Raw genomic sequence first — 12,560 nt, forward strand, 5'->3', positions numbered from 1 at the left:
TGCATTGATGATATCTGGTAAGGCAGCGCTTTTATCTGCGATAGACTCTGTGCGTTTGTCTAGGTCAGCATCATGCTTTACTTGCGTTTTTTCAAACGCTAATCCTGCTTGGCTGATTTCGCTGATATCTTTTACCGACAGCAATGACTTACTCAACCAATCATTTTTATCGACACTCAGCTGATAGCCGCTGAACTCTATGGTGAACACATCGTTATTGTCGCCATTACGCACGTAGAGCTTTTTAAAGCTGGGTGACTCACCTAACAATATGTCAACTTCATCATCACCTAGCTTGTAGGTGATGCGCTTTTCGAAGTTGTCATCGGCCACTTTAAAGCGTTCATGACTGGCTTCAGTGCGTGACACAGGCCAATTCACCTTGCTGTTGATTAAAGTGTCGGTCAGAGCTGACACTTTATAATCAAGTAAAGGTAAGTTTGGATATTCAGCCAAATGCCAATTCTCACCGTTTTTTACCAATGTAAGCGGCTTTTCATTATCACCTTCTTTTAAGGTAATTTCGTTGATGGCGTGTTGTTCTAGGCTTAACAATGACACTGGCGCTTGTGTTTCAAAGCTATTTTGGCCGTTATAAAATAGTGCGCCAGCTAAAATCACTTGTGCACCTAAGACCATAGATAAAATAGTTACTGCTTTATTCATGGTTGCACTCCTATTGCGAAATCCAAGTTAAATACTCACGCTGCTTGCGCTTTCTTCGTTGACGATCAAATAGGGCTAAGCCCATTAACAATGCGAATGCCAGCGCATAGTTACCGTATTCCCATATAAGCTGCTGGTCGTGCTCCATCGGTGGTAGGGTGCGATTGAAATTGCCGCGCGCGCGAATGCTCATTAATGCTCGGTCTTCCAGCGACCAATCCACGGCGTTCATCATCAGCTGCAAACTATTTAAATAATCGTTTTGCGATACGCCTGCGGTTAGTTGCAGCACTTGGTCTTGTACAAAATCATTTGAACTGAACAAGATAATGCGTGCACTGTCTGGCGCGTGCTTAATCACACTGCTGACATCAAACTGCGTGTCGCTCTGGGCTTCACTGTTTTCAGACTCATTCTCGGTGTTGTCATCCGATGCATCGCCTTGAGTGTCAGACTCTTTGGCAGCTAAAAGCGGAGAGTTTTTATCCGCAAAGTATGAGGTAAATTTACCTTGTGCCATCACACCCATTAACTGCTTCGCGGTGTCACCTTCTGAGATGTAACTTGTCTCGCCTTGTGCGTTAAGTTGTGGCATCACATCAAGTGACGATGACGTCCACGCTTTGTCAGAGCTTTCAATCAATTTAGTGAATGTTACATTTTCTTTATTCTCTGCAAGGGTAATGGGCGACGACCAAGCCATAGTCAGTTGCGGTAGCTCAGAGGTAATTAAATTGTCTGGATTTAACCCTTCACGAATATCTGCAAAGTACGGGTAATCCAACATACGCATTTCTTGCAACTGGAAACCACCGACATTGCGGGTCACCGGAATTGGGAATGCCGCATTGGTAGCATCCATCACTAGGCTGTTTTCAATGTTTAAACCATGATGCGCCAACCAAACTGTCAGCCCACTGTCGACTGAGGTCATGTTCAAACTACCACCAGCAAGATTGATACTATAAGGCGACGTCGCCGCGATCACCGTCCCGCCTTTCATTAAGAATTGGTCTACAGCAAATAACTGTTTTTCATCCAGTGATTTAGGCGCGACGAGCATTAGAATATCGGCTTCACCCGAAACACTGCCATCGCTTAAATCTTCATTGATGATGTTCAGCTCACTGCCTAGCATGCGCTCTAGCTCTCTAAAGCTGCTGCTTGGCATACCGTAGCCATAACTCGGTGCTGAAGCGGGTTTTACCAGAGCCAAGTTTTTAGTAAATCCAGAGGCAAAACGCTTAATTGCCGCATCGAGGTTGCGCTCAAAGCTTGCGTCACTAAAGTCATCCAGTGGAATTTGTACAATTTGATCTTCACCCGCCAAAGTCAGATAAAAGTAGAAGGTTTGATCTGAGAAAAAGCTGGTTGCCATTGGCTCAAAGCCATAGTCTTCAGCAATTTGAGTTGCAACTTTACCGCCTTCGGCTTCTGGCTCGATAAAGTTTACACTCAGCTTATTGTAAGACTTGGCCTGCACATCATTTAAGTGCTTTTCAATGCCCTGCTTTAAGGTTTGTAATTGCTCTGGCAATTTGTCATTTGCCGACACATAAGCGTTAAACGTCAGTGTTTGCTTCACGGTATCGAATAAGTTACCACCGCTTTGATAGTTTTGCAGTACGGTTTTAATCGCGCGGGTAATGTCATGTTCAGGGTTACGTAACAGCACTTCAACATCTGACTCGGCGCGGGCATTAACCTCAATTAAGTCTCTAAACCCTAGTACTTGATGCTCGTCACCGTATTGCACCAGAATATTAAAATAAGAGCTGACAATGGACGCTTGATAACGGTCGGCCACTTGGAACGGCATTGGTTTAATGCCAAATTGAGTGTTGGCTTCTTCTTCAAGCTCTGGGTGCATTTGCGGATCAATAAACTCTACGCGCACTCTGCCATCGGCAACGACTTCGTACTCTTGCAATAAGTCTTTTACTTGCGGGACCAGTGGCGCTAGTAACGGGTGGGTTTTATTACTGAAATACCCTCGGATCAACATAGGCTCTTGCAACTGCACCAAATAAGACTCAGTCGCCTCAGAAATCGAGTATTGTTTGCCTGCGGTGGTGTCTAAACGCAATTGCGGTAACTGACTGAGCCACACGTTAGCTGTGAGTAAATTTACTACCAGCAAACCTGTCACTAGCTGCCAGGTTTTATGATGACTTGATTGTGTCTTTGCTTTGTTGTCGTTTTTCGCCCAGCGCTCTTGCTCTAAAAAGTATGTGTTTAAAGCCAAGAACACTAAAGTTAACGAAACATAATAGATCAAGTCCCGAACATCAATGACACCACGGGTGATGTCGTCAAAGCGCGCACCGGTGCCGAGTTGTCTTAAAAATTCAGCCCCTTGATGGGAGAAAAAGTCGGTTATCGCAGCAGTACCAATAAAGTAAAAAATCCCGCCAATCACACATGCAGTGATCAAACTGACAATTTGATTATCACTGCGCGCTGATACCGCCAAACCAATGGCAATATAGGCGCTACCCAATAACAACACCGCCAAATAACCCGAAATAACTGGGCCCCAGTCTAAATCGCCTAAAAAACTAACCGTGATCGGCAAAGGTAGTGTGATCACTAACGCTATCGCCAGTAGTGCCAAGCAGCCTAAAAATTTGCCTAGCACAAAATGCCACAAGGGCACCGATAAGGTATGCACATATTCGATGGTGCCGCTGCGTCGCTCTTCACTCCAGAGCTTCATGGTTAAGGTTGCCGATAGAAAGATAAGCAGAACAGGCATCCACTCGAACATCGGGCGCACATCGGCAATATTGCGAGAGAAAAATGCCTCAGCCCAGAAGAAGATAAACAAGGTTAACGACACAAATGCGCCAATAAACAAGTAAGCTATTGGCGATGAGAAAAATAGCGCGATTTCTTTTTGCGCAATACGAACAGCATTAAACTGCGCTGATTGACTAGGCTGCATGCGCGGCTCCTCCCTTAGTGTTATTCGCGGTCGCGACAAATTCGTCGTTATTGATTTGGTTAAAGACGGTTTCTAGGTCACGCTTTTGCGGGTAAATGGCAAACAATTGCGCGCCACTTTCAATAATGGTTTTGCTTATATTTGCAGAAACTTGCCGCATATTCGCCTTGTCTTCTAAGCTCACGATAAATTTTTGTGCCTCGTGCTCGACAGCAAAAATGCCTTTGATGTCGGTAAGTTTTTTCACTTCTGCTAAGTCGCTTTCGACCACCAGCTGTTTGCTGTGCTGCAATGCTTCGAGTTGTTCATCGAGTACCAGTTGCCCCGATTTCAAGATCAACACGCGATCACATAAAGCGTTCACCTCTTGCATAATATGTGTCGATAAAATCACAGTGGCTTTTTTGGCGATGTCTTTAATCAGCTCACGCATATGCTGTGTTTGCTCTGGGTCTAGGCCATTGGTTGGCTCATCCAAAATCAATAGTTTTGGTTGCCCCAAAATAGCCTGTGCTACACCCACACGCTGCTTATAACCTCGCGATAAGGTTTCGATGGGTACCAATAATTTTGCAGATAAATCAGTGGCTTTGATGGCGCGTTTGATTTCGGCTACTTTAGTGTTGCCCTTTAACCCTTTTAAATCAGCGGCATAATCTAGGTATTCGGCCACGCTCATTTCTGGATAGACAGGCAAACTTTCGGGTAAATAACCGAGTTGGCTTTGAAGTTTTTTAGGGTCTTTAGAAAGCGTTACGCCATTTAAGCTGACGTCGCCAGTGTCGGCTTCAAGATAGCCGCTGATCATTTTCATTATGGTGGTTTTACCCGCGCCGTTGTGCCCAAGCAGCCCGATAATTTCACCTTTTTGGATTTTAAAACTCACAGAATCTACAGCTTTAAAACTGCCATAGCTGCGAGTTAAATTACTCACCTCTAACATGGAAGTCTCCGAATTAAGCTTAACTAACCTGATCTCTGGATAATAAATCTATCTGCAGCGGCTACTTTCAACGCTAACTGCGTTAAATTTACTTGCAATAGGCCTGCTATTGACGCGCAAATTTGCCTTATTATCCCTAAAAGTTTCCGGCTGCAGACTTAAATGACGCTTATCGATTAAATATCGCTATGTCAGTAAATCTCTTAACCAAAGCTCAGCTTAGTATCTAGTTGTTTATAAATAGATTTTTATTTGAAAAGAGTGCTTGAGACGTTATCGAAAAATACATTGTTATTATCTCCATAGTTGCAGGGTAAATTCCCCAAACAAAGTAAAGAACGAATCGTATTTTCTGATATGGGCAAATTAAAAAAGTTCAAGAGGGAGTGATTATTTTTTGTTGCAATAACAAGTTAGGCAATAGAGCTAACCATAAATAGCGGAAGTTGACGAGTTTGCCTGTGTTGAAAACGGCTTATTTATCTTGTGGTTGCAGAAAAAGGAGGTGGGGCTAACAGATAAACAATACTTTCCAGCGTGTTAACATTTAGCTAGTTGTGCTTTAAGCCAACTTACAGCCTCGTCAAATGTTTCAAAAAATGCGATATTTTGCTTTTTAAGTGCCGGTGTACGCGCTAGTAAGATTTGTTTGGTGACGTTGTTATCAATAATAAAAGCTTTTGCTACAATTGCTTGCTGATTTAACCACTCATTGTAGTTATCGAGGGTTTGGTATGCTTCTGGTGTGCCTCCTTCTACTTCAAGGTTATTAATTAACATGGCGAAAGGTTGATTTTGAAAAGTGCTTACTAGGCGCTTAATTTCATTTGCATAGTGTTGTACGCCTTTGTCATTAAAGCTACCGATAAATGCAGCCGAAATAATGCGTTCACCAACTAAAGCGACTTCACATGTGCCATGACGGTTGCTAGCTTTGAATTTCATAAACAAAACAAAAAAAGAAATAAAATTAAGTGTAACGGATTTAAAACTAATGTGCAGTTAGCAATTGGTTTATATGTGGAGTGGATAGAGCTGAGGCAAGTAGATTACTTGCCTCCGGAATTTTTGCTTATAAAACCACTAGGTTTTCAGCTTGAGGTCCTTTTTGACCTGTCGTTACAGTGAACTCAACTTTCTGACCTTCAGTAAGGGTACGGAAGCCGTCACCAGTAATAGCACTAAAGTGTACAAATACGTCTGGGCCTGATGATTGCTCGATAAAGCCAAAACCTTTTGATTCGTTGAACCACTTAACAGTGCCGTTTACTTTTTCTGACATGATATAAATCCAGTATATAAATTTGGGTGTAACAATTGCTCATAATGAGCGTGAATAGCGTCAAAATAAAGCAAAGTGTTAGTGACTACAGGACGTCGTACATCAAATTCGGCGAAATGAAGAAATAATACTGTAACTCAACTTATTAGCTACAAAGTCAAAGTAACTGGCATGCAAGTCAAAGTCAATGATAATTTAATGACAAAATTGGGAAATTTTTACTCAAAATTTGTTTGTTAAGTAAACAGCTTCAATTTCTCTTGATAGTTGAGACTCTGTTTTACATCTTCTATTAATCAATTGAACAATAAGCGATTAATCAGGTTTTCTGAATAGTTTTAGGGTTGATAATTGTATTTGGTTAGAGTGATGGACTTAACATTTAGTTGTTAAGTCCATTGAGCTTATTGCGTGCTTTGAAAACAGTGTGTTGAGCTTTCACAAAGCATGGGCGTGTTTCACTGTTAACGATGCATACCTCTAATTGGGTAGTTGTTGTCTGGATTACGGATCCACGCTAAACCATTTACTAATGCTTCAAGTTCAGGACGCACAAATGGATTATTTGAGATATCCACAACTTGAATCTCGCCTTTTGCATTTACAACAAATAATCCGGGCTCTGCAAACGGATGGTCGGTTTCTTGCTCTGAACGTGGATCTGAGATGTAAAGGCCAAGTGTATTCATTTGCTCGATTGTTAAACCGTAGGCAATAGGAAAGCTTACTGTTAGCTGCTCTAAATGGACTGTGAGTTGTTCTTTACTGTCACCTGAAATAGCCACTATATCCACCCCAATTTCAGATAAACGCTCTTGAAAAGTTGCTAAGTGATTAAGGTATTTAGTGCAAAGTGGGCAGTGGCGACCACGATAAACCAACACCAATTGCCAATCATGACCGGCTTTAGGTGAGCCAATTTCAACAATGTCGTCAGACAGAAGTGTTGCATTAAATTTAGGAAACTCTGTTCCAGCATGTAATTTTTGTGTGTATTCAAAAGACATGATTTACTCCATTAAAAATGTTTGTTGATGTGTGCTTCAAAGCGTTTTAAATCGTTTTCTACATCTGCGTTTTTCATCACATCAAAACAAGCAAATGTTGGCAAGGCTTGCATATCAAAAAACTTAAAATTCATATGCATTGGAAAGAGCAGATCATCTATCGATTTACCGTTAAAAAATTCGTCTGGATTATTGAACGATTCTTCAGGTGCATTGAATGTAACCGACATCATGTATTTTGTGCCTGTTAGTGTGCCGCCACGGCCATAATTTTTTTTAGGCTCTTCGGCTGTTCTACCATCACCATTACACAATGCACCACCCATACCTGCTGTATACACTTCATCCATGTATTTTTTGAATGACCAAGTTACACCCATCCAATTAATTGGTGACTGAAAGATAACCACGTCTGCCCATTGATGGTTTTCAAGCTCTTGCTCGACATTGATTTCATCTTGCATTGTTACGACTCTGGTGTTGTGTCCTTTTTGGTTAAGTAATGTGACTGCAGAGTCAACCAATGTTGCGTTGAGTTTGCCTTCTGAAAAAGGGTAATACTGATGGCCATTAATGATTAAAATATTGCTCATAATTTACTTTCCTGTGGTTGCTTTCATCAAAACTGTATTTGAGGTATATTTTAGGAACCTAGTGTGCTTTTACAATTAGTATACTTTTAGTAACCTAGTTTAATGAGGACCTTTTTTAGTGGAAAGTTATGTAAAAACAGACGCTAAGGGACGAAAAAAAGTTTTTAATGTGTGTGATGAACCTTGCGCCATTGAAAAAGGAATGCGATTGATTGGCGGTAAATGGAAAGGATCAATTATTTATCATTTAAAAGATGAGCCTGTTCGCTTTAATGATTTAGTAAGAATGTTAGGCGGGGCCACTAAAAAAATGGTTGATCAACGCCTAAAAGAGCTAGAACAAGAAGGCTTGGTTTTACGCAAAGTCATTAATGAGCGCCCAGTGGCTGTGACTTATGAATTAACCGAGTTTGGTCGCTCTGCACTTGGTATTCTTGAATCATTACGTGTGTGGTCAGAGTCCAACGATATTGAGTTAAATAAATAACTTAAATGGCATTTTGTACCTTAGCTTACGTTTGACAATTACACCTTCAAATAAGGATTGGTAATAGATATCTTTTACCATAAAAAATATCTATTACTAAGCCAATAAGCCAATAAGCCAATAAGCCAAAAATAAGTCGTTGTACTTTTAATACCAAACGAATTAAATTGCACGCCATAAAACCACCTGATTTATTCGAAACTCAGTCATAAATTGTTTGATTACAGTTAACTTCGTGTGACTGAGGTGTGCTCTCGCGCAACTCTCTGTAATTAATGGGTAATTGATAGGTCTCGCTAAAAATATCATCACTCAACAATAATGCACTTTGATTAAAGGAAATTGTTTATCTTCTAAGCTACTGTTAAAGCTAAAAGTAATTTTTAACATGGTGATCAATGGTAAAGCACGGTAGCAACGCTAAATTTGCCGTAAAACTATGGAATTTGCTTGAATTTACAAGGCAATGAAAATGAGTCTTGTACGTGCTTTAAGCTATCTTTTTTGCTATTTCATATTATCTACTAAGTGCTTTGCCAACAGCCCAGTAGAGGTTCGTATTCTGGCAGATGATGATTACCCGCCTTACAGTTATGTTGAAAATGGTGTTTTAAAAGGGATCTATATTGATTACTTAAAGAAACTTTCTCGTAAGTTGAAAGATGATTACACCATTAGTGTGATGCCAGTACCATGGAAACGCGCTTTAAAGTTAATTGAAAGAGGTGAAGAGTTTGCTCTTTTACCCCCTTATATTCATTACCAACGTAGGCCTTTTATAGCCCATTATTCAAATTCGATTGGCATTGAAAAAGTCGTGGTGTTTTGTCATAAGGATGTATCTTTAGAGTATGCTTTTAGTCTTGGGCCTAAAGCTCGCCCTGCACTAAAGTTAGGGATTAATGCTGGGTACTTACTGCTTAATGAAAAATATAAATCGGCAGTAAGTAAACGGCGAATTATTTTGGCGACCAATAAAAGTACTGCAAGTAATGTAGAAAAGCTTATAAAACGTCGCATTGATTGTTACATAAATGATGAAACATCGACCTTGATTACCCTTAGCGAAGTGTTAAGTCATTACCACACGCAATTTAAGCGTGACTTTGTGGTGAAAGAAGTCATTTCGTCGCAGTCTGCACATATTGGCTATGCAAGAGATTTTCAAAAACAGGGGTTTTCAAATCAGGCATTTATTGATGCTATGAATGATGCCATCAATACGATTTCACCAAACGGTATTAATTTTTAGTATTAGGTAAGTTAGCTTTTTAAATATTACATATAGTGAGTGTTTTATTTTCTTGCTAATGTTCACCCAACTTATATACCCTATTATTTTTAAACACTTAAATTACTTTAATTTAGGTATCTAGTTAGCTACTAAAAGCATTAAATTGATATGAAACACATCTTTTACTCTTTGCTCGCATTACCTATGCTGGCAAGCGCAGCACAATTTGAGTTAACAGTTACAGCAATAGATGAAAATATTTACCAACATGTTTCCTACGAGCAAGTAGGTAAGTGGGGCATGGTTGGTGCTTCTGGTTTAGTTGTGGTTGACGGTAAAGACGCTTTTATTATTGATACACCTTGGTCTAACAGTGATACTGAAAAGTTAGTTGATTGGACACAAGAGCAAGGTTTTACGCTTAAAGCGGCTGTTGTTACGCATTTTCATCAAGATGCAAGCGGTGGTATAGCTGTGCTAAATCAGCGAAATATTCCAACTTATGCCTATAAAAAAACGAATCAGTTATTGGAAAAACATAAAGGGTTGTCGGCAACACATATTATCGAAGAGAATAAGTTTTCGCTGCTTAAAGACAAAATAGACGTGTTTTATCCAGGTGGTGGGCATACCGCTGATAATGTTGTGGTATGGCTTGAAAAGCCGCAAATGCTTTTTGGTGGTTGTTTTGTAAAGGGGCTTAACAGTAAAAATTTAGGCAACCTTGAAGATGCAGTTGTTTCAAAGTGGCCAACATCAATTGAAAATACGCTTAAGCAATTTCCTAACATCAAATTAGTGGTACCAGGGCATGGTAAAGCGGGAAATAAAGAGTTACTAACTCACACTTTGCATTTAGCAGAGAACGCGATGTCTAAAGAACGATAAATAACCTGAGATCAAAATAAAAGTCACTTTGTAGCGCAGCTACTTTTATTTATTAGTGTGTTGAGTTTGTTTGCAATGGATTCGTTATTTGCGCTCAAATGGCCTTGTTACTGAGAAAAGCAATAAAACACGAGTGTATAAAACAACATAATCTTTACATAACAGATTTTGCACAAACTTTTTAACTCGAGTTTAAGTTAAATCAATTGCGCCATAGTTTAACTAAAAACTATGGCGCGTTTTGTTTTTACAAATTAGCTTAGTTATACGCGCCACTTGCATAATGTAGCTCGTAGCTGTGGCTGTATATTTCTAAGATATTGCCAAATGGGTCTTCCATATAAATCATACGGTAAGGTTTTTCACCGGGGTAGTAATAGCGTGGTTTTGCCATGCGTTTTTTACCGCCTGCGGCAACAATTTTTTCAGCCAGTCCTTCCACATCTGGGTCTTGCACACAAAAGTGGAAAATACCTGTTTTCCAGTACTCAAAGTTATCTTCAGGGTTTTCTTGGTTTTTAAATTCAAATAATTCAACACCAATGCGGTCACCAGTAGATAAATGGGCGATGCGAAAACGCTGCCAGCCAGCACCAAACACATCGGTGCACATCTCGCCTATTGGCGAATCGTCTTCAATAATTTCAGTAGGTTCCATAATCAAATACCAACCTAACACCTCAGTGTAGAACTTTACTGCGGCTTCTAGGTCAGGTACTGAAATACCAATGTGCGAAAAACTTCTTGGGTAAGTATGTGACATTGTGCTTCTTCCTTTTTTAACAAGACTATTTACTTGTGCTAAGCCTAGTTAATAAACTAAATTAATTGAAATTATAAAATTTTAGAAAATCTATAATTTAAAATTATGATGTTAAATAACATATGGTTAAAAACTTATATCACCCTAGTTGAAACAAAAAGTTTTACTAAAACCGCAGATTTATTAGCAATGACACAACCGGGTGTTAGCCAACATTTGCAAAAGTTAGAGAGTTATTGCGGCCAAGCCTTAATAAAGCGCTATGGCAAAGCATTTGAAATTACTGAGCAAGGAAAGTTGGTATATGACTATGCGTTGTCGACGTTTAAGGGGCAGATTGATTTACTCGAGCAACTTAGCTTTGATGATAAACACAGTGGGGTGTGTCGTATTGCATGCTCTGGCGCAAATGCATTATCTCTGTATGAAAAGCTTATTGCACTACAAGTTAAGTTGCCAAACCTGGTGTGCGAGCTTGAAACTGCACCAAACGAACGTATTTTAGAGCACATTCAGCAAGGCTCAATTGATTTAGGCATTGTTAACCACTATTCAGCTGATAAAGGGTTTTCCGCAACGCGCTTAAGCCATGAAAAAATTTCTGTGGTGATGGCAAAAGCTTGGCAAGGTACGATTAGATCATTTGATGATTTATGCCAGCGCGGGTTTATTAATCACCCAGATGGCAAGCACTACCTAAGCATGGTGTTTACTCAACTTGATAAACACCCTAGCAGTATGGAACTTATGCCGGTTAGTGGTTATATCAACCAGCTCAATCAAATTCTTTTACCTGTATCTAAAGGGTTGGGTTTCACCGTGTTACCGCAAGTAGCAATTGCTCATTCACCTTTTAAAGATGTGCTTTGTGAATTTGAATTACCTAAACCAATTTCACAGCCTAGGTATTTAGTTAAAAAATATCAGCGAGACTTACCTGCTCGTTTCGATTTAGTTTTGGATTTGATAAGTGAGCATTTTGACGGTTCAATCGATGTATTATAAAAGTAACTGGGAAATAATCTCGTGTATTACCGGTAATACTGATAACACCAATAAACCAGCCATAGATAAATTAAATATGCGCCTGTGGCTTTGGCTATTGAGTGCGTTTTGCAGCATAGATCCGAATAACAACCACACACCAACACAAGGGAACGACACGATAAAAAATGTCAGTGAGATAATTAATTGCTGAGTTACTAGATCGCCACCACTTGAGGTAAACGCTGCAATAGCGCCTGTTGCAACAATCCATGCTTTAGCATTTACCCATTGAAACAGCGCACCTTTCATAAACGAAAAAGGCGTTGCTTGACGACTCTTTTCAACATCTGAACTGCTGCTTGCAATAAGCCATGCTAAATAAAGTAAACAGCCAACACCCACGCATTTAATAACGAAATGTAACGTGGGATAAAGGGCAAAAAGCTGGCCAAAACCAAAGCCTACAACCAGCAGCATTAAACTAAAACCAATACAAATACTTAGGGTCTGTTCATCTTTGCTGTTCTATTTTTGTTCATTTTGAGCGTGATTTTATCGAGGCGCTCGAAGTGTGGCCTAGCAATCTACGCGAATATCGAGCAAAGCTTCCGCGTCCTGCTCACGCCCCTTACCTACATCCATATAGGCAACAATGAGAAAAGTGCGCTCAAAAGAACCATTCGGCAGCGTTTGATTGGCTTTTTACTGTGTTATCGCCTGACTTACATAGAATAACTATGCTACGCAGCCTCTGCCTTGTATAAAA

General features: G+C 40.0%; 13 protein-coding genes. 4 read left to right on the plus strand and 9 right to left on the minus strand.

The window, feature by feature from the left end; all coding sequences use genetic code 11:
* The 7 genes from ON073_RS18645 to ON073_RS18675 form a co-directional block, all read right to left on the minus strand.
* The coding region (locus ON073_RS18645; protein ID WP_274763389.1) for a DUF4340 domain-containing protein at positions 1-666 on the minus strand (666 nt) is incomplete at its 3' end.
* Between the two features lie 10 nt (positions 667-676).
* Positions 677-3,610, minus strand: coding sequence for a Gldg family protein (locus ON073_RS18650; RefSeq protein WP_274763390.1), 2,934 nt, complete (start codon positions 3,608-3,610; stop codon positions 677-679).
* Positions 3,600-4,553 carry an ABC transporter ATP-binding protein gene (locus ON073_RS18655; RefSeq protein WP_274763391.1) on the minus strand — a complete coding sequence of 318 codons (954 nt, stop codon included), beginning with the start codon at positions 4,551-4,553 and terminating at the stop codon, positions 3,600-3,602. Before ON073_RS18655 ends, ON073_RS18650 begins: the two co-directional genes overlap by 11 nt.
* 540 nt (positions 4,554-5,093) lie before the next feature.
* Complete coding sequence (locus tag ON073_RS18660) at positions 5,094-5,498, minus strand: hypothetical protein (RefSeq protein ID WP_274763392.1); 405 nt, start codon at positions 5,496-5,498, stop codon at positions 5,094-5,096.
* Positions 5,499-5,625: 127 nt separating this feature from the next.
* The gene (locus ON073_RS18665; protein ID WP_040134885.1) at positions 5,626-5,835 is read right to left on the minus strand and encodes a cold-shock protein; all 210 of its coding nucleotides are present in this window, start codon (positions 5,833-5,835) and stop codon (positions 5,626-5,628) included.
* Positions 5,836-6,299: 464 nt separating this feature from the next.
* A complete protein-coding gene (locus tag ON073_RS18670) occupies positions 6,300-6,842 on the minus strand; it encodes a redoxin domain-containing protein (protein ID WP_274763393.1) in 543 nt (180 codons plus the stop codon).
* 11 nt (positions 6,843-6,853) lie between these two features.
* Positions 6,854-7,435: an NAD(P)H-dependent oxidoreductase gene (locus tag ON073_RS18675; protein WP_274763394.1), complete on the minus strand. Its 582-nt coding sequence runs from the start codon at positions 7,433-7,435 to the stop codon at positions 6,854-6,856.
* Positions 7,436-7,553: 118 nt separating this feature from the next.
* Between ON073_RS18675 and ON073_RS18680 the strand changes: the two genes are divergently transcribed.
* The 3 genes from ON073_RS18680 (at position 7,554) to bla (ending at position 10,044) form a co-directional block, all read left to right on the plus strand.
* A complete protein-coding gene (locus ON073_RS18680) occupies positions 7,554-7,922 on the plus strand; it encodes a winged helix-turn-helix transcriptional regulator (RefSeq protein WP_274763395.1) in 369 nt (122 codons plus the stop codon).
* Between the two features lie 472 nt (positions 7,923-8,394).
* The gene (locus tag ON073_RS18685) at positions 8,395-9,174 is read left to right on the plus strand and encodes a substrate-binding periplasmic protein (RefSeq protein WP_274763396.1); all 780 of its coding nucleotides are present in this window, start codon (positions 8,395-8,397) and stop codon (positions 9,172-9,174) included.
* Between the two features lie 150 nt (positions 9,175-9,324).
* Positions 9,325-10,044, plus strand: coding sequence for a subclass B1 metallo-beta-lactamase (bla, locus tag ON073_RS18690; protein ID WP_274763397.1), 720 nt, complete (start codon positions 9,325-9,327; stop codon positions 10,042-10,044).
* Between the two features lie 259 nt (positions 10,045-10,303).
* Here bla and ON073_RS18695 read toward each other — a convergent pair whose 3' ends face one another.
* Positions 10,304-10,807, minus strand: coding sequence for a lactoylglutathione lyase family protein (locus ON073_RS18695; RefSeq protein WP_274763398.1), 504 nt, complete (start codon positions 10,805-10,807; stop codon positions 10,304-10,306).
* 105 nt (positions 10,808-10,912) lie between these two features.
* Between ON073_RS18695 and ON073_RS18700 the strand changes: the two genes are divergently transcribed.
* Entirely contained in the window at positions 10,913-11,812 is a 900-nt protein-coding gene (locus ON073_RS18700) for a LysR family transcriptional regulator (RefSeq protein ID WP_274763399.1), read from the plus strand.
* Here ON073_RS18700 and ON073_RS18705 read toward each other — a convergent pair.
* Positions 11,807-12,292 (minus strand): LysE family translocator, encoded by a 486-nt coding sequence (locus ON073_RS18705; RefSeq protein ID WP_342455426.1) that lies wholly within the window; start codon positions 12,290-12,292, stop codon positions 11,807-11,809. The two genes, ON073_RS18700 and ON073_RS18705, sit on opposite strands and share 6 nt — an antisense overlap.
* Positions 12,293-12,560: the final 268 nt, after the last annotated feature.

It is taken from the genome of Pseudoalteromonas sp. G4 (genome assembly GCF_028875915.1).
In the GTDB taxonomy this organism is placed as follows: domain Bacteria; phylum Pseudomonadota; class Gammaproteobacteria; order Enterobacterales; family Alteromonadaceae; genus Pseudoalteromonas.

Bases quoted from the DNA above. Each gene is read 5' to 3' on its own strand.
- ON073_RS18650 (WP_274763390.1), bottom strand. From the start codon at position 3,610: ATGCAGCCTAGTCAATCAGCGCAGTTTAATGCTGTTCGTATTGCGCAA.
- ON073_RS18655 (WP_274763391.1), bottom strand. From the start codon at position 4,553: ATGTTAGAGGTGAGTAATTTAACTCGCAGCTATGGCAGTTTTAAAGCT.
- ON073_RS18660 (WP_274763392.1), bottom strand. From the start codon at position 5,498: ATGAAATTCAAAGCTAGCAACCGTCATGGCACATGTGAAGTCGCTTTA.
- ON073_RS18665 (WP_040134885.1), bottom strand. From the start codon at position 5,835: ATGTCAGAAAAAGTAAACGGCACTGTTAAGTGGTTCAACGAATCAAAA.
- ON073_RS18670 (WP_274763393.1), bottom strand. From the start codon at position 6,842: ATGTCTTTTGAATACACACAAAAATTACATGCTGGAACAGAGTTTCCT.
- ON073_RS18675 (WP_274763394.1), bottom strand. From the start codon at position 7,435: ATGAGCAATATTTTAATCATTAATGGCCATCAGTATTACCCTTTTTCA.
- ON073_RS18685 (WP_274763396.1), top strand. From the start codon at position 8,395: ATGAGTCTTGTACGTGCTTTAAGCTATCTTTTTTGCTATTTCATATTA.
- bla (WP_274763397.1), top strand. From the start codon at position 9,325: ATGAAACACATCTTTTACTCTTTGCTCGCATTACCTATGCTGGCAAGC.
- ON073_RS18695 (WP_274763398.1), bottom strand. From the start codon at position 10,807: ATGTCACATACTTACCCAAGAAGTTTTTCGCACATTGGTATTTCAGTA.
- ON073_RS18700 (WP_274763399.1), top strand. From the start codon at position 10,913: ATGATGTTAAATAACATATGGTTAAAAACTTATATCACCCTAGTTGAA.